Here is an 18,918-nt window from a genome sequence, read left to right as displayed (position 1 = left end):
TTAGGTCGGATGAGCGCAGCGAAATCCGACATTCACCTGATTGCGGGCACCGCAATCAGTCCCAGATGAGCATCCGCGCCGGCGTCGGGTTATAGGCATTGCACGGATTGTTGAGCTGCGGACAGTTCGAGACCAGGACGATCAGGTCCATCTCGGCCCGCAGCTCGACATATTTGCCGGCGTCCGAGATGCCGTCCTCGAAGGTCAGGTGTCCTTCGGGTGTCACCGGCACGTTCATGAAGAAGTTGATGTTGGCGGTCAGGTCGCGCTTGCCCATGTCGTAGCTGGATTCGGCCAGTGCGATCAAATAGTTGTCGCGGCAGTTGTGCATCGGCCGCTTTTCCAACGCATAGCGCACCTGGTTGGACTCGGCGGCGCAGGCACCGCCCAGGGTGTCGTGGCGCCCGCAGGTGTCGGCGACGATGGTCGCCATCGGGTTGCCGTCGTTGGAGATCAGGACCGAGCCGGTGGTGAGATAGAGGCTGCCTTGAGCGCGAATGGTGTCGACCGCGCTGTAGCGCTCGGCGGGATCACGGGCGTTGTAGAAGAGGGTGTCCACCGCCTGGTTACCCATGAGGTCGAGGATACGCAGGGTCTGGCCGGCACGCAGCTCGTGCAGCCAGGGCTCGCCGGCCGGGATCTCGTGATCGTAGACGGCATCCGAGGGGTCGAGCCGGCTTTCGACCAGGTTGGCCGCGAAATCCGCAACGGGAGGAGTCTGGATCTGGGTCGTCATGCCGGTACCCTCAGAGCTGGCAGTGATAGATGGCGGTGTTGGCGAAGCCGCGGCCGTTCTCGGCACAAGAGGTCCGGCAAAGATCATCCTCGGCGGCGGGATCGGCGCGATAAATGGTCAAGTCGACCGGCTTGGGCGACCACCCGTCTGCTGGGTCGAGCGGATGCGGACAGGTGTTGATCACGACGAGTGTGTCCATCTCGGCGCGCAGGTCGACATGATCGCCCGGCTTGGAGTGATCGGGCTCGAAGCGCATCAGGCCGGCCTCGTCAACCGCAACCTTGCTGAAGAAGTTGACGTTGGGAACCAGATCGCGACGCCCGAGACCCCACTTGCCGAGCTCGATCAGGAAGAGCTCGCGGCCGTTGCGCAGGAAGGCGTTGCGCGCCTCTTGATAACGGGCCTCGCCGAAACGCTCGCGCACCAAGGCGGCATCGCTCACCCCGCAGAATGTATCGTGCCAGCCGCAGGTATCCTCCGTGATCGAGACCAGGATCCGACCCATGTCGGAGTAGCACACATGACCCGCGGTCAAGAAGGCCGTGTGCTGGGCCTTGAGCGTATCGGCCATGTTGTAGCGCTCGAGCTTCTCGTGCGCGTTGTAGAAGAGCGCCGAGCAGTTGGCCCCGCCGCGCCGATCGCTCAGGCGCAGCGCGAAACCACGGCGAATGATGAAGGACCAGTTGCGCGCACCGGGCAGCAGCTCGGTGTGGACGATCCGCGAGGGGTCTAGGGTCTCATGGGTCACGTTCTGCTCTCCTCGAATGATCGAATTGGTGGAGCCTTCCACCTTCCACCTTTCCCTGCACCTTTCACCTTTTACCGTTCACCTTTTACCCCCCGCCAAAACCTCCGCCAGCGTTCCCGGATCCGCCTGGCCGATCGGCAGGTCGTAGGTGATGCCGGCGCCGTAGGCTTGAGGCGCATCCGGGTCGTAGCGCAGCTTGTCGAAGACCAGCAGGCGAGTTCCAAGGTAGAAGCCTTCGCGGATGTCGTGGGTGACCATGAAGACGGTCAGGTTGTTCTCGCGCCAGAGCCGCAGGACCAGCTCGTGCATGTCTCGGCGGATCCCCGGGTCGAGCGCACCGAACGGCTCGTCGAGCAGCAGGATGCGCGGGTGCATCACGAGCGACTGGGCGAGCGCGAGACGCTGTTGCATGCCTCCGGAGAGCTGGGTCGGGTACTTGCCCAGCGATTGCCCGAGACCGACTGCCTCCAACATCGCGACCGCCTCGTCCCGCGCGTTGCGACGGGCGCCCCCGAAGAGTCGACCCGTCACCGGTGCGGCGCGCAGCTCCAATCCAAGCAAGACATTGCCGAGAACGGAGAGATGCGGGAACACCGAGTAACGCTGAAAGACGATTCCGCGATCCGGCCCCGGCTCCGCGGGCAGAGGCTCGCCGTCGAGCAGGATCCGCCCGCGGCTCGGCGTCTCCTCGCCGAGCAACAGGCGCAGCAGCGTGGTCTTCCCGCAGCCCGACGCACCCACGATGGTGCAGAACTCGCCCGGCGCCACGGTCAGATTGAGTCGCTCCAACACGACCTGATCGCCGTAGGTCATCCAGACATTCTCGAAGCGGATCCTCGGTGTCATCGGCCCGGCTCCCCGTTGTGGTACCAGGGGAAGGCCCGGCGCGAGATCTGCTTCAGGAGGAAGTCGGTCAGGTAGGCCAGGATCGTGATCCAGACCACGTAGGGCAGGATCACGTCCATCGCGAGGTAACGGCGCACCAGGAAGATGCGATAACCGAGCCCCTCGGTGGCCGCGATCGCCTCGGCCGAGATCAGGAAGAGCCAGGCGGTGCCGAGCGAGAGCCGAACCGCATCGATCAGTCGGGGAACGACCTGCGGCAGGATGACCCGCAGGACGATCTGCCAACTGTTCGCGCCGAGGGTCTGCGCCTTGATGATCAGCTCGCGCGGCAGCTCCTGCACCCTTTGCTGCAGATCGCGCACGATGAAAGGCGTGATGCCGACGATGATGAGCACGACCTTGGAAACCTCGCCGAGCCCGAAGACGATGAAGAGGACCGGCAGCACGGCCATCGGCGGGATCAGCGACAGCACCGCGACAAAGGGCGCAAACCCGGACCGAATCAGCGGGATGGCGCCCAGCGCGACACCCAGTATCAGCCCGATCGCCGCGCTGATCCCCACACCTTGCGCGAGCCTGCGCAGACTCGCACCCGTGTCCTGCCACAGCAAGATCTCGCCGGTGCGCTGGCTCGGCACGCTGGTCAGTCGAACGAAAGACTCGGCGAGCGTCGTGAACGACGGCAACAACTTGTCGTTCGGGTTCTCCGCCAGCCGCGCATCCGAGGCGAGCAGGTAGACCAGCGCCAGGACCACGAAGGGCAGGAGCGCGAGTGCCGCGGTCGAGACCGGGCCGGGGCGTTGGTTGATGAGTCGTTTCATCGGTGGTCCTGGGTTGGGGGCGATGCGCTGTCGGCAATCAGTTGGTAGGGTGGACGAGCGAGAGCGAAGTCCACCGAAATCGGCGCCGGCGCTGGTGGACTGCGCTGCGCTTGTCCACCCTACGACGCTTGTCCACCCTACCGCGCTTGTTCACCCGATTTACAGCACCCGTAGGTTGCGCTGACGATAGGAAGCGCAACTTGCGCCGACGCTTGGTTGTGCCTCGCACGGCTCGGCACAACCGACCGCCGAACGGCTGATTGCTGGAGGCTCTCAGCTCACAGCGCCCCGTCCGCCGCCATCTGCATGAATCCCGCATCGAAACGCAGCTTGAGATTGCCGGGGTCGCCGAAGTAGCGTTCGCCCGGGAAGGCGACGCCGATGAAACCCGGATTCGGCGCACCCTCGCCGAGCAGGCCGTGGTCGAAGGAGAAGCTCGCCACTTCCTCCATGGTGAGCGGCAGCTGCTCGCTCTTGGCGAAGGCGACGGCCTCGGCCGGCTCGAAGAACATCTTGGTGCTGGCGAGCTGGGCGTCGTAGCCGGCCAGATCCGTACCGGATGCCTTGCCCATCGCGGTGCGCGCGGCGCGGCCGGCCTCGTCGTCCTTGGACATGATCGACATGGTCTCGTACCAAGCGCCGACCAGTGCCTTGCCGAGCGCCGGGTTGGCTTCGAGGGTCTCGGTGTTGACGACCATGAGGTCGATGATCTCGCCGGGGATTTGGCTCGAGTCGAACACCTTGGCGGTGTTCGGCATGGCCAGGATCTCGGAAACCAGGGGGTTCCAGGTGACGACGGCGGTGGGGCCGCCGGAGGCGAAGGCCGAGACCATATCGGCATCGGAAGTGTTGACGACGGTGACGGCGCGCTCGGTCAGTCCCACACTCGCCAGCGCGCGTGCCAAGAGATAATGCGAGACGGAGAGCTCGACCAGGTTGACCTTCTGGTCGGCGATCTCGGCGAGCTCGGTCTCGTCGCGGAGGATCACGGCGTCGTTGCCGTTGGAGAAGTCGCCGACGATGAGCGCCGTGGAGTCCACGCCGCCCGCCGCCGGTATGGTCAGCGCGTCCATGTTGGTCATCACGCAGCCGTCGAAGGCCCCGGCGGTGTATTGGTTGATCGACTCGACATAGTCGTTGATCTGCACGACCTCGATCTCGATGCCGTACTTGTCCGCCCATTTCTTCACGATGCCGGACTGGGCGGCATAGTCCCAGGGCATCCAGCCGACATAGATGCTCCAGGCGATGCGGAACTGATCCTTGGCCAGCGCGTTGCCGGAGATGGACAAGGCCGCGAGCAGGAGGACGGCCGGCACGAGGACGCGGCCGACGCGGCTCTTGAGACGGTTTGACGGGGTGAAGATCATGGCAGGCTCTCCCGAGGTCAGGTTACGAAACGGAACGCGGGAGAACCTGCATGCAGGTGATCTCCCGGGCTTTTATCCCGCCGTGTAACCTGCCCCGGTCGATGCGTCCTGAACCTGTTCGAAGACCGGATCGAGCCGGCTCGGGAAGGTGTTCGGACGGATCGGCGGATCAGGTCGGCAGCTCTCGGACCAGACACCCGCGGTCAGCGGATCGGAACCCTAGCCACCTATTCGCCGAATTGTCGCGTGATCTGCGGGGCGAAAGACGCATCCGCAGGTTCTCCTCCTGTACCGATACGCAAATCATGTACCAGCGACGGCAAGTCACGCTGCCGGTAGCCTGCCTGCCCCCTCCCCCCGGCCCCCTCCCGCAAGGGGAGGGGGAGAGTCGACTGCCTTGTTTGGACGCACTTCCGCCCATCGGCGGGTGATGACCAGGGACGGCAAGAGCGCATCGACGGAGGTTGTTTTCGAACGGTCGCTTACCGCTGCGGCGGCGCATTTAAGTCACCGGCATCCCGGCGAGCGTCCATCCAGCCCCGGCTTTTGCACAGCACGGGCGCATTCCGAGCCATCGACGCCCAATTCCGGTGCGGCCGCACGGACACACCGGGAGGCCGTCGATCCGTCAATACTCGAAATTCCAGTCGAGACCCGCCCCCGCCGGATCCAGTCGAACCCGCTTCTCGACGGCGCCTGCCGGGATCCGATCGCCGAGGATCAGACTGATATCCGCACGTTCCGCGAGCCAGGTCGTCAGCTCGGTCTCGCCCTTCAGGCCGATCCTGCGTTCGGCCCGCGCCGCGAGCGTCAAGAAATCGCGTCGGTCGTCAGGATCAGGCATCTCGGCGAGGACATGCCCCAATGGGCGCGGAAGCAGCAGAAAGAGCCCTACGCCCTGCTCGCGATCCATCGCTTCGCGCACCAGCTCGCGCGAGCGCCGATCGATCAGGGTCGAGGCCAGGACGAGGGCGCGATCCGGGTAACGCGCGACCAGTCGGTCCAGCGCCTGGTCGGCGAGCCGCCGCAACCGCATGCCGCCCGGACAGCCCACGGCGGGCTGCGGGATACCGACGATGAGCAAGCGCAGGATCCCGAGTCCCTGACGCGCGAGCAGGGTCGGCAAACCGCGCACGGCGAAACGATCCAGGTCCTTCATCGGCTCGGACAGATCGGCGTAGGGGATGAGCTGGGGGTGGTGCTTGAGCCGGTTGTCGCGCACGGGTGCGTAGCTCCAGCCGTCGAGATGACGATCCGCCGCCCAGCGCTCATGCTCGATGACGGCGAGTCGCTCGACCTCCAAGGGCGTCAGGACGAAGGAGTCGACCATCTCCTCGGGCACCGCCCGGGCGTCGGTCACGGCCAGCTTGGCCCAGACATGATCGGCCTGGTGACGATTGGCCTGGCGATAGGAGGTCGCCAGCAGCTCCCAGGGCTGACCCGCGGGCTCGCCATCCGGATCGCGGCCTTGCGCGGCGATGCTGTCGCGATAGTGATCGTGAATGGTTCGAGCGACCTCGTCGCCGCGACCGTCGAGCAACACCGCCGGGCGGCAGGCCTCGCGGAGATAGGAGACCGGGATGACCTGGCCGTCCCAATCCTCGATCCGACCCCTTGCCGTTGCAGTCCCGACATCGAGCGGCAGACCGATCTCGAACAGGATCGGGGGCGAAGCACCCTGGATGTCTGCGATGTCGCGCACGAGCTGCCGAACGGCATCGACACCCTCCCCGGCCGCGTCCGGGAGACAAACAACGGCAAGTGTGACGGGCACGGCATCGGTCGGCGTTACGCTGGATGCGTGTGTCTCCTTCGAACATGCCTCGCGCAGCAGGCTCGGGGTGTCCTCGATCGGGCCGAATCGGATGTCCGCGACCTCGGGTGCCTGCGGAAATGCGCCCAGGAACGCGGCCCCGACCGCATCGCTGTCCGCGCAGACGACACTGATGCGCGGCCGGCCGGTCCCGTACTGGATCAGGCGCAGGGCATGCACCAGGATCGCCTGAGCCGGATCGGCAAAGCCGGCGATGAGCAGATGAGGGCGCTGGCCGAAGCCCGGGTCCATGCCAATGTGCAACGGCCAGCGGTTCAGCAGGGCGCGTGCGGCGCGATCGCGGATCGCGAAGGTCTCCAGCCGCAGGGAACCGTTCGGGTCCGGGACGGGAAGCGGCGGTGGCGGATCCTGCCCGTGCATGAGGATCAGGCGTTGGGTCGCTCGCCGCCTCGGCCGTCCGCACGGCTCGACACGGGCCGCGATGGCTTCGACCAGCGCCGACGCGTCGGGGGGATCGGCCAGGATGAGGGTTCGAATCCGTTTCGGATCGAGGGTCTCCAAGCGCTGTGCATCGATCCGCAGGGCCTTGCGGCCCTCCAGGCGCAGGCCCTCGACGACCAGATCCGCGAGCGCCCCGGGGCCGCAGACCAAGATGGAAAGCGCGCCGAAGGCAAAAGGCATCCCGTCACGCATCCTCAGCGTGCGAGGGACTGCTCGACCAACGCGGGCAGCGTCTCTTGCGCATCCGCCAAGTCCAACACCTCGAGCAGGCCGCGCCCGGCCTCTGCGAGATCGACATCGGGAAGGCTACGGCCATCGCGACGCCAGTCGGCAAAACGGTCCGCCGTGCCGCCGCTGCCGGCGAGCACCAGGACGCGGCCGCCCGTAAGCAGGCGGTGCGCCACATCCAGACGGGTGATGGCCCCGCCGGCCGCGACCAGCATCAACGTCCCGCGCCCGCGGGCAAGACGGTCGGCCACCGCGCTGAGCCAAGGCGACTCGTCGCCCCAACCCTCGCCCGGCACCAACATGAAATGGGTGTGCTCGGGATCCAGCCGCACCCTGCCGTCCTCGCGGGCGAGCGGATTCGGCTCGCCCGTGTCGATCGTCACGGCACCTTGCGGCGCGATCCCGATCAGCGGGAAACGCGCACCGGTGCAGCGGCGCGCCCGTCCCATCAGCGCCATGACGCCGAACGCGGTGCCCCCGTCGATGACGGCGGCGCCGAGCGCGTCGAGCTGCGGCGCCAGCAGCTCGAAGAGTCTCAGCAGCGCGGGCGCCACACCCTCGGACAGATTCGCGGCACCGCCGACCAAGACCAGAACGGGCATCGGGTCACTCAAGCCCACGGCAGCCAGGGCGGCGTCGAGCTCGCCCGGCTCGGGGCGTCCATGCGGATGCGAGATCCACACCAAAGGCGCGAGACCGGCGGCGTTGCTCGTCGCGTCCAACGGAACCCTATTCCGTCTCGTGCAGGACGTTGCCCGCTTCGTCCCGAAGTGTCACGCGCATCGGGATACCCTGGCGGATGCTGGCCGAGACCACGCAGAAGTCCTCGAAGAGATCCTTGCAACGCGCGAATCGCGGGGAGGCGGTCACGGCCTCCGCGAGGATCAAGGTGATCTCCATTCGACCGACGCGCAGCCGCTTCTTTTCGTTGCGGACCATCACGCAGACCGCCTCGGCACGCAAACAGTTATCCGGCGGCTCCTCCTTGAAGACGCAATAGAGCAGACTCGCGCTCAGACAGTTGGCCGCCGCGGCTGCAAGCAGACGCGAGGCGTTCGGTCCCTTTTGCTCGCCCAACGGGGGCGGCTCGTCCATGAGCAGATCCGCGGCGCGCTTCCAGTCAAAGGCGACATTGATCTGAAAGCCTTCCTGCTGCTCGAGATGGATCTTGAAACGGCCTTCTTCGGACATCGGGCTTGCTCCAACGAGTTGTATGACTGATTTTCGAACCCTTCCCGGGGCTCTGAATTCAAACGGACGCGCAGACCGGCTCCGAATCACCCGACCGCGCAACCGTCTCGCGGCTCGTCGCGCCTATCAAGGGGCCGCGGGTCTTCGGATCCCGCGCGCGACGCACGCCGGCGGCCCGGATGGAGTCCGGATCCGTCGCGAAGGTCCGCCAGTCGCCCCCGGGGATCAGCGGACGGTCCCGCACGGATCCGCGAAAGAGATAGATCCAGGCCCGTCCGTAGGGCGTCGCCAGAAGCTGGCGGTCGTAAAGCGTGGGATAGTCCTCGAGCCGATCGAGCCGGCGCAGACCGGCGCGGTCCACACCGTAGACCTCGCCGTGGATCGCGGTTCCTCCGCCACGCACCGCGCCCGGATAGGCCCGGAGGAGATAGAGCGAGAAGCACGCCGCCGTGCGGTGCGCCCCGAGATACTCCGCCGGCGCCAGCAGGTGGTGATTGACCTCTCCACGCAGCAGGGTTCCGTAAACAAAGACGCGCTGTTTCATCAGGTCTCGATGCGGGTGCCCAGCACATCGAGGAACTTGCGCATCCACTCCGGATGGGCCGGCCACGCCGGGGCGGTCACCAGATTTCCGTCGGTATAGGCGTTGGAGACGGTCTCGTTGACCTCGCACCAGGTACCGCCCGCACGCTCCACCTCGGGACGAACGGCCGGGTAGGCTGTGCAGCGTTTGCCTTCGAGAATCCCGGCGGCGGCGAGAATCTGTTGACCGTGACAGATCGAGGCAATCGGTTTGCCGCCGGCCGCGAAGTGGCGGACCAATTCGATCACACGCGGATCCAAGCGAAGATATTCCGGGGCGCGACCTCCCGGGATGACCAGCGCGTCGTACTTGGCCGGATCGACGGCGTCGAAGTCGGCAGTGATCGCGAAGCGGTGCCCCGGCTTCTCGCTGTAGGTTTGGTCGCCTTCGAAATCGTGGATCGCGGTGCGCACCCAGTCCCCGGGCTTCTTGTCCGGACAGACCGTACGGACATTGTGGCCCACCATCTGCAGGATCTGAAGCGGTACCATCGCCTCGTAGTCCTCGACATAATCGCCGACCAGCATCAGGATCTTCTTCACCGCCATGATTCTGTCCTCGTTGTGATCAAAGCTCGTGCAGACGCCAAACTATAACACCCGTGCAAGGCGACGATCGCCGGGGCCCCGTGCCGATTTGCGCGAAGTCGGCGTCATTCATCAGACCGACCCGTAGGGTGCACAAGCGCCGTAAGGTGGACAAGCGCCGTAGGGTGGACAAGCGCCGTAGGGTGGACAAGCGCAGCGCAGTCCACCGAGTCCTGCGCCGGCTTTGGTGGACTGCGCTGCGCTTGTCCACCCTACCGGCCTCCACCCTACAATGCCTCTTTCACCATGCGCCCCGACCCCGACCGAAAGGCCACCCCCGATCAACCCGTTCCGGCCCACTTGGTCGGCGCCCGAACGGGCCGACATCATCCTGCGCAAGAGACCTGCATGCCGAACACCAAGCCCCCCATCGCCGTCTTCGCATCCTTCTCGGGTGCCGGCGGGGTCGAGCGCATGCTCGTGAACCTCATCCGCGGCGTCCTCGACCTGGGGCAGCCCGTGGATCTGGTCCTGATGCGTGCCTCCGGCCCGCATTTGGCACGGCTCCCGGCGGAGGTCAACCGAATTGAATTGGGTACGCGCCACAGCGCGCTCGCCGCCCCGCCGCTCGCGCGCTATCTGCGGCGTCGTCGCCCCGCGGCCCTGCTGGCGGCAAAGGATCGCGCCGGCCGGGCTGCTGTGCTGGCACGCGCGCTGGCCGGCACCCAGACCCGCCTGGTGATGCGTCTCGGCACACACCTCTCCGCGGCGATGGCCGAAAGGTCCGGAGCCGAACGCTGGCTGCGCTATACCCCGATCCGTCTGCTCTACCCGCGGATCGATCACATCGTGGCCGTCTCCGAGGGCGTCGCGCAGGACACCGCCCGGATCGCCCGCCTGCCGAGCGCGCGGATCAGCGTGATCCGCAATCCGGTGATCACGCCCGAACTCAACCGCCTTGCCGCCGAGCCCTGCCCGCACCCCTGGCTTGCACCGGGCGAGCCGCCTGTCATCCTGGGCGCAGGACGCCTGCAGCGTCAAAAGGATTTTCCGACCCTGCTCCGGGCCTTCGCCCGATTGCCGCGCGCGGCGGGCTACAGGCTCGGGATCCTCGGCGAGGGCGGCGGCCGATCCAAGCTGGAGACGATGATCAGCGAGCTCGGTTTAAGCGACCGCGTCGCGCTGCTCGGTTTTCAAGACAATCCGTATGCCTATCTCGCGCGTGCCCGTCTCTTCGTGCTGTCGTCCGCATGGGAGGGCTCGCCGAACGTCCTGACCGAGGCCATGGCGCTCGGCGTCCCGGTCGTCTCGACCGATTGCCCGAGCGGTCCGTTCGAGCTCCTGGACGGCGGACGCTACGGGCCGCTGGTGCCCGTCGGGGATGTCGATGCGCTCGCCGATGCCATGCAGCGCACCCTGGAGCACCCGCTGCCTCCCGATGCGCTGCGCTGCGCGGTCTGTGAATACACGCAGGAACGCAGCGCCGAGCGCTATCTGGAGGTGCTCGGTGTCTCCCGCTGAGTCTGCACGTCCGGCTCCGTCGGCGAACGCCGTACGGCGCGGGATCCACACGCGTGCCGGAATCCGAGCTGGCGCTCGGGAGCACCCATGAACCTGGTCCTGGTGGGTCGGATCGTCGGCATCTATGCGCTGATCTTCGGCGTCACCTTAGTCGGTCCGGTCCTGGTGGGTCTGTGGTATCGGGAGGCGGAGGTCGTGCACTTCCTCTGGCCGATGGTCGGCTCGCTCGCCGGCGGCGCCTTCCTCTGGCTGATCGGTCGACGCCACGCACGCGAGCTGAGCGTCGGCGACGGTTATCTGGTCGTGGCCCTCTTCTGGGTCCTGCTGAGTATCCTGGGGGCTTGGCCCCTGATGAACGGCTTCGGTCTCTCGCCGGTCGATGCCCTGTTCGAATCCACCTCCGGCATCACCACCACCGGCGCGACCGTGATCGCCGGCCTGGACAGCATGCCGCGCTCGCTGCTCTTCTACCGCCAGCAGCTCCAGTGGTTCGGCGGGATGGGACTCATCGTGCTCGGGGTAGCGGTCATGCCCATGCTGGGCATCGGCGGGATGCAGCTCTACCGGGCCGAGGCGCCCGGGCCGCTCAAAGAGGAGAAGCTGACCCCGCGCCTGACCCAAACCGCTCGTGCGCTCTGGATGATCTACTTCACCCTCACCCTGGCCTGCGCCGGCGGCTACTGGCTTGCGGGGATGACCCCCTTCGACGCCGTCTCCCACAGCCTGTCGACGGTCTCCACCGGCGGCTTCTCCACCCACGACGCCAGCATGGGCCATTTCGCAAGCCCCGCCGTCGAGGCGGTCGCCGTGGTCTTCATGCTCCTGGCCGCGATCAACTTCGGCGTCCACTACCTGGTCTGGCTCGATCGCAATCCGTTGCACTATCTGCGCGACACCGAAGCCAGGACCTTCCTCGGCTTCGTCCTCGGCATGGTTCTGCTGGTCGGTCTGATCCTCTACGTGGAAGGCCCCTATGATCAGGTGCATGCCAGCCTGCGCGACGCCGCATTCGAGGTGGTCTCCATCGTCACCAGCACCGGGTTCGGGACCGTCGACTTCGCCCACTGGCCCGATTTCCTGCCCCTCCTGCTCATCTACATCAGCTTCGTCGGCGGGTGCGGCGGCTCGACCGCCGGCGGCATGAAGGTGCTGCGTGTCCTGCTGATGGTCAAGCAGGGCGCGCAGGAGGTGCGTCAGCTCATCCATCCGCACGCCATCCTGCCGTTGCGGTTGGGCCGACGTATCGTCGACCCCCGCCTCGCACGTTCGGTCTGGGGCTTTTTCGCACTCTATACCTTCGCGGTCGCGACCTTGACACTCTTGATGATCCACGCAGGGCTCGCCCCGCTGGATGCCTTCAGCGCCGTCGCCACCTGTCTGAACAATCTCGGTCCGGGCCTCGGCGAGGTCGCACTCACCTTCCAAACGGTGAGCGATACCGGAAAGCTGCTCGGCGTCGTCGCCATGCTGCTCGGGCGGCTGGAGATCCTGACCATCCTGGTGATCCTCTCGCCGGCCTTTTGGCGGCGTTGAGCGCCGGATCATCGCGACTCGCCGCGTGCCAAGATGGCCTGAACGACCGACCAACCCCGGCTGCCGGTTCGCGCCGGCTTTTGATAAGGTGCCGGCACGCAACCCCTATTCGTCCCACGCGCGGGAGCTTGAACCCATGGCCCGATTCACTCGATCGACCCTCCTCGGCCTTCTCCTGCTCTGCGGCGCCGCAGCCCACGCCGAGGCGCCGGACGGCTACGCCTTCAAGCCCTTCGACCAGGCCATGCAACAGGCGCGGGACGAAGGCAAACCGCTGTTCGTCTACTTCGGCCGGTACGGCTGCGGTTATTGCGAGAAGACCAACAAGGAGGCCTTCTCCGACACGCAGGTGCACGAACGCTACTCCGCGCATTACGCGCTCGCCTATGTCGACGCCGAGGGCGGCGAGCGCCTGCGCCTGCCGATTGGCGAGCGCATCACCGAGCGCGAGCTCGGGACCCGCTACGACGCCTTCGTGACACCCGTCTTTTCGTTCATGACGCCGGACGGCGAGACGGTCCTGCGTCTGGTCGGCGTGCAGCGGATCGAGGATCTGCTCGAGGCCGACGCCAAGATCCAAGAGGCACTGGCCATCGCAGGTGCCTCGTGAGCCGTTTCGTGAGCCGTTTCGTGAGCCGTTTCCCGATCCGTTGCACCGGGCATCCGGTGCGCGCCTTCCTGACCCGGGCGCTCGTTGCCGCTCTGACATGGGCGACGGCCTCGGCATCGATCGCGGCGCAGCCCTGGAGCTTCGACGAGCCGCCGATCGAGGTCATCGGTGCCTCGGCGGGCGTCTTCCACCGGATGTCGTCCGCCGGACGCCGCAGCCTGGCCGTCTCCCGAGGGACGCTCGCCGTGGTGTGGGACGACGAGCACGCGGGAACCCCGCGCGCCTACCTGGCGCTGAAGGATCCGAATACGGCCGTCTTCGACTCCGCGATCCAGATCAGCGGCGACGGCGAGGCCTTCGAGCCCGCTGTCGCGGCCCTGCCCGATGGCCGCTTCGCCGTTGCCTGGGAGGAGGACGGCCGGATCCTCGTGCGGCTCGCGACCCCGGAGGGCCTCGGACCGCCCGTGGAGCTGAGTCCCGAAGGAGCACAGGCCAGCCTCGACGGCACCGACGGGGTTCTCGTCGCAGTCTGGTCCGATCGGCAGACCGGCGTCGGACACATCCTGACGGCGACGCTCGGCCGCGACGGCCCGCTCGGTCTGAAGGTGGACACCCGCTGTCCGGCGGACACCGCCGCCCCGGTGGCGGACCAACTCTTTCCGACCGCCGCGCAGGTCGGCGAGCGGCTGGTCGTCGCCTGGGAGTACCGCCGCCCGGGTCACACCATCATCATGGCCACGACAAGCGCACCCGGTCAGCCGTGCCGTTTCGCTCCGCCGGCGCGCATCAGCGAGGACCCGCCAGGCCCCGAGATGCCCTACGGCGCGGGTCACGGCGTCGCACGGGTTGCGATCGCACCCTACGGTGACGATCGCCTGCTCGCCGCCTGGGAGGACAAGCGCAACTTCCGTCACGGCTACGACGTCTATGCCGCGCACCTCGGACCAAACGGATTCGGCCCGAACGAGCGGGTGCAGGACGATTTCGGCGAGCTGTCCGCACAATGGCACGTCAGCGCCGCGGGGCATCCCGATGGAACGGTGGTTGTCGCCTGGACCGACGAGCGCGAAGGACAGGGCGACATCCTCCTGAGCCGGTATGCCGACGGCACCTGGAGCGAGGATCTGCAGCTTCCGGGGGCTTCCGGTCCCCAGGAGCAGGGCCATCCGTCCATCGCCCTGGACGACGCCGGCAACCTGCACGCCGCCTGGGTGACACGCGAGACCAAAGGCGGACCGACACGCATCCAATACCGCTTCGGGAGGCATGCAAACTGAGGCCGGAGCCACGCAACTCGACCTACACGGATTTGCGTCAATGAACAGCCCGACCGCCTAGACCTGCCCCTAAATCCTCTCCCCTAAATCCTCTCCCGGAAATCACCGAACAAGACCCGCAAGGACACGCACCACATGCCCACCCGCGGCCCGATCAAGATCCTGATCCTCATTCCCTTTCTGCTCGGCTACTGGGCAGTGGGTCTGTACCCCTTCACCTTCGAGCCCCCGAAACATGTCGTGAATCAGGCCGAACGCACGGCCGACGGGGGCTTGTCGTTCTCAGGGGTCGGCATCGCATGCACCCCCGGCGCTCCGGAATGGTTGAGCCGCCTAAACGACACGAGCCGGATCGAGATACGGCTCGTTGCGCGTACCGACGATCCCGACCAACGCGGACCCGCCCGTCTCTTCACCATCTCCGACGGTGTTTCGGATCGCAACCTCACACTCGGACAGGAGGGCGAGGATCTCGTCATCCGCGTCCGCCGCCCGGGATCGGACGCCAACGGCACGCCAGCCCTGCAGGTCGCCGGCCTCTTCCGCGACGCCGCCTGGCACGCGATCCGCGTGCGGATCGAGCCCGATCGACTGACCGTGACGGTCGACGGCAAGACCCGTGTCGAGCAGGCGCTATCCGGATCGCCCTTCCCCGAATGGAATCCCGAGTACGCGCTGGCGATGGGCAACGAGCTGCCCTACGGGCGGGCTTGGACGGGCGAGATCCGCGCCGCGTCGGTCGAGATCGACGGCCGCACCATCGATGTTCTGGATCCGGTCGAGATCCAGCTCCCCGGAGGCTGGTGGGAGATCAGGCACGTGGACTTCTGGAATCTGCATCATGACCGGCCGTATTACAAAACCCCGGACATCTACATCAATTTCTTCGGATTCATCCCCTTCGGCGCCCTGCTCATGCTCTTCTTCGGACGCCGCCTCTCCATCCTGCACATCATGCTCCTCGGAGCGGCCTTGAGCCTCTCGATCGAAACCCTGCAAATCCTGCTGCCCCGCCACCCCTCGGTCACCGATCTCGTCCTCAATACCCTCGGTGCCGGGGTCGGCGCCGCGCTCGCACGGATGGCAATTCGGAGCGGCGCAAGCGCCTGATTGCAAATCCCCCGTCGGCCCGGAAGCGTCGAGCACGGGCACCATCGAGGTGGCTCTTTGTCGCTTTGTCGCTTTGGATGATATAGAAGAGGCAATCGCCCGGGGAGTCAGCGAAACACATGCTCGCGGTCGATACCAACGTCGTCGTGCGGATCGTCGCCAATGACGATCCCGATTCGATGAGAAGCTGATCAAGCTCGCACAGAGACTTCAAGCGAATGGGATTGTAGCGGTTTGAGCGCTACGATTCGCAACGAGCCGGACGCCCGAGTCCAAAACCGCCCTCGATTCCGAAAGCACCCGGGCCGGGATGAAGAAGCGCGAATCCCGGCGTCCACCGCCGCTGCTCTCCAACGATCGCACCAGGCATCATTCGCGCGAACAGCCCCGACCGCCTCTTCATAAGCCCATACCGGCAGTGCCATGGACGAGATCGTGAACACTTTCTCGCCCTGCCCAGAGAAGCACGCGGACCGCAGGGTGGCGGCGATCACAAAACCGGCCACTGCGATGATCTCGCGCCGTAGGGTGGACAAGCGCAGCGCAGTCCACCAGCGCCGTCGCCGGGTTCGGTGAACTTCGCTCCGGCACGCCCACGGCGGCCGGCGTGATGAGCAAAGCCGCAGAGATCCAACGCAGGCGGCCGATAGCGAGCGCTACAACAGGCCATCCAGCGGACTCAGCACGCCCTGCCCACCGCGATTGAGGACATGGGTGTAGATCATGGTCGTCGACACATCCGCGTGACCGAGCAGCTCCTGAACGGTGCGGATGTCGTAGCCGCTCTCGAGCAAATGCGTCGCAAAGGAGGGCCTCAGCGAATGGCAGCCGTCAACGGCTGCTCCAACCGCTTCGGCAAGGGAACCACGCGGTCCTTCTGGCCCTTTCCGTCCCGGACGACAATCTGGTGATACTGGAAATCCACATCCTGAACCCGGAGCCGAACGCATTCCATCAGACGCATGCCGGTGCCGTAGAGCAAGGCGGTCATCAGATGCGGCATGCCGTCGAGCTGTTCCAACAGGCGGGCGACCTCGCCGCGGCTCAGCACCACCGGCAGCCGTCGCGGCCGCTTGGCCCGCGCGAAGTCTCCCAGCTCCAGCAGAGTCTAGCCTAAGTTTAACACCCCACCCAAAGCTCCCTTTCCTTTCATTGGCTTACGCCGAACGAAGTGGGCGAGTGGCACTACAAACATGCCATTCTTCGGGATGAGGGATCAAACAATCATTTTATGCACACCTCCCGGGGTGGGGTCGCTGCCGAGGGCCCGGATGATCGCCAGCTGCGCCGGTTCCGGTTGGGTGGCCTTGCGCACATGCAGGGCACGCCCGTCGGGACGGCGGAAGGTGGCGGTCACCCGGCATTGGCCGGCGAGGATCGCACGCAGACTGGACCACCGGTCGGTGATGCCGTGCGCCTGCAGGCGCCGGCGGATGACCTGGACGAACTGATAGGCCAGCACGGTGATGAACAGGTGTCCCTCGGCGCGTTCCGCCGTCTGATGGTAAACCGGACGCAGACCCAACTCCGATTTTAAGGAGCGGAACACCGCCTCCAGGTCGGTGAGCATGACGTAGGTCCGCCACAACTGCTCCGAGTCCCATGCCAGCTCGTTGGTGCGCAGGCAATAGACCCCGGGGTGCGTGACCAAGGTGCCGTCGACCGGTCGGCGTTCCCAGCGGATGGCTTGGGCATTGACCCCGCCGGCGTCCGGCTCGATGGTGATGGTGTAATGCTGCGCAACGCCGTGACTCTTCTCCTTCAACCGCCCGATACGTTCCCACAGCTTGGCGATGCGCTTGGTGGTGCGCGGGCGCGCCAGTCCCTCGTGCAGGGCCTGCAGGGCCACCTCGAAACGGGTGCAGAACCGCTCGGCGATGCCTTCTTCCTTGTGTGCCCGGCGCTCGGAGTAACAGTAGAGGCGAACCTCCTCGCCCTCGGCGTCGAGGACGCGCTGCACGGCGATGGGATCCCCGCCGGCGGTCTGGATCGCGATCGCCGCGTCCGCATCGAATTGGCGTTGCCGCTCCCGGCTCACCACCAGATAGCGATAGCCCTGCGCGCGCAGCCACACCACGTTCTCCTCGGTGGCGATGCCGCGGTCCATCACCACCAGGGCGCCCGCGGGGGCGCCCAACCCGTGGAGCATGCCCTCCAGGGTCGTGCCTTCGACCACGTTGCCGTCGAAGACCTCGGAGCGGCGCACAAAGCCGCTGCTGTCGAGGACCAGGCCCAGGGTTACGAGCGGGCAGTCGCTGCGTTTCTCCTTGGAATGGCCGTGCTTGGCCCGGGGATTGGCCGCCGCCTCGCCTTCGAAGAAGGTGTTGGTCAGATCGTAGAGCGTGACCGTCCAGTCCAACCCGAAGAATTCACTGACCCGGGCGAACAGCGTCTGCTCGATGGCGGCACGGTGGCGCAGCAGGGCATCGGAGGCGCGATAGAACCGCATCAGGTTCATGGCCTCGAAGTCGACGTCCAGCAACTCGCCCAACCCGCTGGTCTCGACCAACCAGCGCCGGGTGTCAGCGCCGACCTGAATCTGTAGCCATGTGGCCGGAGTGAACGTGCGGAGGTGTTTCTTGCGCATTCCACGCCATTCGGCCACCTGTTCCACCAACATCCGGCCGGCGATTCCACCGGCATTCGGCCACCCGTTCCACGGCCATTCGGCCGGGGCAGTCGGAGCGAAGCGACGCAGGCGTGTCATTGTTACTCGGCGGGTACGCTCGGCGTCAACGTCCGGGCGTGGCGTTTGCGCATCGACTCGCCTTTGAGGGTGATCCGGTAGGCGTTGTGGACCAGTCGGTCGAGGATCGCATCGGCGAGGGTGGGATCCCCGATCAGGTCGTGCCAATGCTCGAGGGGCAGCTGGCTGGTGATGAGCGTGGCGCGCTGGCCGTGGCGGTCGTCGAGCAGCTCGAGCAGGTCGCGCCGGGCCTCGGCGTCCAGCCCCATGAGCCCCCAGTCGTCGAGCAGCAGCAGATCGGTCTTGGCGAAGCTGCGCATGAGCTTGGGGAAGCCGCCGTCGGCGTGGGCGAGGCGCAGTTCCTCGAACAGGCGCGGGGCGCGCAGATAGCGCGTGGTGAAACCCTGTCGGCACGCCTGCTGGGCCAGTGCGCACGCCAGCCACGTCTTCCCGACGCCGGTCGGGCCGAGGACCAGGCAATTGAGCCCCTCGCGGATCCATTGGCCGGTGGCCAGTTGGGTGACGAGGCCGCGATCCAGACCGCGCGGCGTGCTGTAGTCGAGGTCTTCCAGGCAGGCGCTGTGCTTGAGTTTGGCCTGGCGCAGACGGGTCTGCAGGCGGCGATCCTCGCGCGTGGTCAGCTCCCGGTCCACGAGCAGGCCGAGGCGCTCCTCGAAGCCCAGGGTGTGGATCTCGGGAAGATCGAGCTGCTCGCGCAGGGCGGTGGACATGCCGACGAGGCGCAGCTGTTGGAGCTTGTCCAGGGTGGGATGATGCAACATGGGGTCTGACTCCGAGTGAGGTTTAGTGGAAATAGCCCGGACCACGCAGGTGGTCGTGGGCAGCGGGTAGATCC

16 protein-coding genes, 2 pseudogenes and 1 riboswitch are annotated in these 18,918 nt (G+C 66.3%); of the genes and pseudogenes, 5 read left to right on the top strand and 13 right to left on the bottom strand.

The genetic code is table 11. The features are described 5' to 3' along the window. Positions 1 to 55: 55 nt before the first annotated feature. The 10 genes from THIMADRAFT_RS10985 to THIMADRAFT_RS10940 form a co-directional block, all read right to left on the bottom strand. Positions 56 to 736, bottom strand: a complete 681-nt coding sequence (locus THIMADRAFT_RS10985; RefSeq protein ID WP_007193103.1) for an urea amidolyase associated protein UAAP2 — start codon at positions 734 to 736, stop codon at positions 56 to 58. Positions 737 to 746: 10 nt separating this feature from the next. After that, positions 747 to 1,484, bottom strand: coding sequence for an urea amidolyase associated protein UAAP1 (locus THIMADRAFT_RS10980; protein WP_007193102.1), 738 nt, complete (start codon positions 1,482 to 1,484; stop codon positions 747 to 749). A 78-nt stretch (positions 1,485 to 1,562) separates the two neighbouring features. Next, on the bottom strand, positions 1,563 to 2,330 hold the full coding sequence (locus THIMADRAFT_RS10975; protein ID WP_007193101.1) for an ABC transporter ATP-binding protein: 768 nt from the start codon (positions 2,328 to 2,330) through the stop codon (positions 1,563 to 1,565). Further along, on the bottom strand, positions 2,327 to 3,151 hold the full coding sequence (locus THIMADRAFT_RS10970) for an ABC transporter permease (protein WP_007193100.1): 825 nt from the start codon (positions 3,149 to 3,151) through the stop codon (positions 2,327 to 2,329). Before THIMADRAFT_RS10970 ends, THIMADRAFT_RS10975 begins: the two co-directional genes overlap by 4 nt. A 278-nt stretch (positions 3,152 to 3,429) precedes the next feature. Continuing rightward, on the bottom strand, positions 3,430 to 4,521 hold the full coding sequence (locus THIMADRAFT_RS10965) for a putative urea ABC transporter substrate-binding protein (RefSeq protein ID WP_007193099.1): 1,092 nt from the start codon (positions 4,519 to 4,521) through the stop codon (positions 3,430 to 3,432). A gap of 59 nt (positions 4,522 to 4,580) precedes the next feature. After that, positions 4,581 to 4,755: riboswitch (guanidine-I (ykkC/yxkD leader) on the bottom strand. Between the two features lie 394 nt (positions 4,756 to 5,149). Beyond that, positions 5,150 to 6,976: a RyR domain-containing protein gene (locus tag THIMADRAFT_RS10960; protein WP_007193098.1), complete on the bottom strand. Its 1,827-nt coding sequence runs from the start codon at positions 6,974 to 6,976 to the stop codon at positions 5,150 to 5,152. A gap of 14 nt (positions 6,977 to 6,990) precedes the next feature. Beyond that, a complete protein-coding gene (locus THIMADRAFT_RS10955; protein ID WP_007193097.1) occupies positions 6,991 to 7,746 on the bottom strand; it encodes a hypothetical protein in 756 nt (251 codons plus the stop codon). Between the two features lie 7 nt (positions 7,747 to 7,753). Then, positions 7,754 to 8,215, bottom strand: a complete 462-nt coding sequence (locus THIMADRAFT_RS10950) for an OsmC family protein (protein WP_007193096.1) — start codon at positions 8,213 to 8,215, stop codon at positions 7,754 to 7,756. Between the two features lie 58 nt (positions 8,216 to 8,273). Beyond that, on the bottom strand, positions 8,274 to 8,759 hold the full coding sequence (locus THIMADRAFT_RS10945; protein WP_007193095.1) for a gamma-glutamylcyclotransferase family protein: 486 nt from the start codon (positions 8,757 to 8,759) through the stop codon (positions 8,274 to 8,276). After that, on the bottom strand, positions 8,759 to 9,346 hold the full coding sequence (locus tag THIMADRAFT_RS10940) for a DJ-1/PfpI family protein (RefSeq protein ID WP_007193094.1): 588 nt from the start codon (positions 9,344 to 9,346) through the stop codon (positions 8,759 to 8,761). Before THIMADRAFT_RS10940 ends, THIMADRAFT_RS10945 begins: the two co-directional genes overlap by 1 nt. A gap of 387 nt (positions 9,347 to 9,733) precedes the next feature. Between THIMADRAFT_RS10940 and THIMADRAFT_RS10935 the strand changes: the two genes are divergently transcribed. The 5 genes from THIMADRAFT_RS10935 to THIMADRAFT_RS27105 all read left to right on the top strand — a co-directional run bounded on the left by THIMADRAFT_RS10935 (position 9,734) and on the right by THIMADRAFT_RS27105 (position 15,376). Beyond that, positions 9,734 to 10,846, top strand: coding sequence for a glycosyltransferase (locus tag THIMADRAFT_RS10935; protein WP_007193093.1), 1,113 nt, complete (start codon positions 9,734 to 9,736; stop codon positions 10,844 to 10,846). An 87-nt stretch (positions 10,847 to 10,933) separates the two neighbouring features. Beyond that, positions 10,934 to 12,379 (top strand): TrkH family potassium uptake protein, encoded by a 1,446-nt coding sequence (locus tag THIMADRAFT_RS10930; RefSeq protein WP_007193092.1) that lies wholly within the window; start codon positions 10,934 to 10,936, stop codon positions 12,377 to 12,379. Positions 12,380 to 12,515: 136 nt separating this feature from the next. Then, on the top strand, positions 12,516 to 12,989 hold the full coding sequence (locus THIMADRAFT_RS10925; protein WP_007193091.1) for a thioredoxin family protein: 474 nt from the start codon (positions 12,516 to 12,518) through the stop codon (positions 12,987 to 12,989). 8 nt (positions 12,990 to 12,997) lie between these two features. Further along, positions 12,998 to 14,266 carry a hypothetical protein gene (locus THIMADRAFT_RS10920; RefSeq protein WP_139052803.1) on the top strand — a complete coding sequence of 423 codons (1,269 nt, stop codon included), beginning with the start codon at positions 12,998 to 13,000 and terminating at the stop codon, positions 14,264 to 14,266. Between the two features lie 135 nt (positions 14,267 to 14,401). After that, positions 14,402 to 15,376, top strand: coding sequence for a VanZ family protein (locus THIMADRAFT_RS27105; protein ID WP_007193089.1), 975 nt, complete (start codon positions 14,402 to 14,404; stop codon positions 15,374 to 15,376). A gap of 656 nt (positions 15,377 to 16,032) precedes the next feature. Here the strand turns inward: THIMADRAFT_RS27105 and THIMADRAFT_RS25675 are convergent. The 3 genes and pseudogenes from THIMADRAFT_RS25675 to istB all read right to left on the bottom strand — a co-directional run. Beyond that, positions 16,033 to 16,475 (bottom strand): annotated as a pseudogene (locus tag THIMADRAFT_RS25675) (tyrosine-type recombinase/integrase); the annotation flags it as partial. A gap of 117 nt (positions 16,476 to 16,592) precedes the next feature. Then, positions 16,593 to 17,897 (bottom strand): annotated as a pseudogene (locus THIMADRAFT_RS10905) (IS1634 family transposase); the annotation flags it as partial. Positions 17,898 to 18,085: 188 nt separating this feature from the next. Continuing rightward, positions 18,086 to 18,844: an IS21-like element helper ATPase IstB gene (gene istB, locus THIMADRAFT_RS10900; protein ID WP_007193086.1), complete on the bottom strand. Its 759-nt coding sequence runs from the start codon at positions 18,842 to 18,844 to the stop codon at positions 18,086 to 18,088. Between the last annotated feature and the right edge of the window lie 74 nt (positions 18,845 to 18,918).

The sequence above is a fragment of the Thiocapsa marina 5811 genome, from assembly GCF_000223985.1.
GTDB classification, from domain to species: domain Bacteria; phylum Pseudomonadota; class Gammaproteobacteria; order Chromatiales; family Chromatiaceae; genus Thiocapsa; species Thiocapsa marina.
Note: the sequence above shows the minus strand (reverse complement) of the source record. Positions and strands in the feature narration are given on the sequence as shown.

What these genes read in the sequence shown, in the direction of transcription:
- THIMADRAFT_RS10985 (WP_007193103.1), bottom strand. Translation starts at nt 736, where the DNA reads ATGACGACCCAGATCCAGACTCCTCCCGTTGCGGATTTCGCGGCCAAC.
- THIMADRAFT_RS10975 (WP_007193101.1), bottom strand. Translation starts at nt 2,330, where the DNA reads ATGACACCGAGGATCCGCTTCGAGAATGTCTGGATGACCTACGGCGAT.
- THIMADRAFT_RS10970 (WP_007193100.1), bottom strand. Translation starts at nt 3,151, where the DNA reads ATGAAACGACTCATCAACCAACGCCCCGGCCCGGTCTCGACCGCGGCA.
- THIMADRAFT_RS10965 (WP_007193099.1), bottom strand. Translation starts at nt 4,521, where the DNA reads ATGATCTTCACCCCGTCAAACCGTCTCAAGAGCCGCGTCGGCCGCGTC.
- THIMADRAFT_RS10960 (WP_007193098.1), bottom strand. Translation starts at nt 6,976, where the DNA reads ATGCCTTTTGCCTTCGGCGCGCTTTCCATCTTGGTCTGCGGCCCCGGG.
- THIMADRAFT_RS10950 (WP_007193096.1), bottom strand. Translation starts at nt 8,215, where the DNA reads ATGTCCGAAGAAGGCCGTTTCAAGATCCATCTCGAGCAGCAGGAAGGC.
- THIMADRAFT_RS10945 (WP_007193095.1), bottom strand. Translation starts at nt 8,759, where the DNA reads ATGAAACAGCGCGTCTTTGTTTACGGAACCCTGCTGCGTGGAGAGGTC.
- THIMADRAFT_RS10940 (WP_007193094.1), bottom strand. Translation starts at nt 9,346, where the DNA reads ATGGCGGTGAAGAAGATCCTGATGCTGGTCGGCGATTATGTCGAGGAC.
- THIMADRAFT_RS10935 (WP_007193093.1), top strand. Translation starts at nt 9,734, where the DNA reads ATGCCGAACACCAAGCCCCCCATCGCCGTCTTCGCATCCTTCTCGGGT.
- THIMADRAFT_RS10930 (WP_007193092.1), top strand. Translation starts at nt 10,934, where the DNA reads ATGAACCTGGTCCTGGTGGGTCGGATCGTCGGCATCTATGCGCTGATC.
- THIMADRAFT_RS10925 (WP_007193091.1), top strand. Translation starts at nt 12,516, where the DNA reads ATGGCCCGATTCACTCGATCGACCCTCCTCGGCCTTCTCCTGCTCTGC.
- THIMADRAFT_RS27105 (WP_007193089.1), top strand. Translation starts at nt 14,402, where the DNA reads ATGCCCACCCGCGGCCCGATCAAGATCCTGATCCTCATTCCCTTTCTG.
- istB (WP_007193086.1), bottom strand. Translation starts at nt 18,844, where the DNA reads ATGTTGCATCATCCCACCCTGGACAAGCTCCAACAGCTGCGCCTCGTC.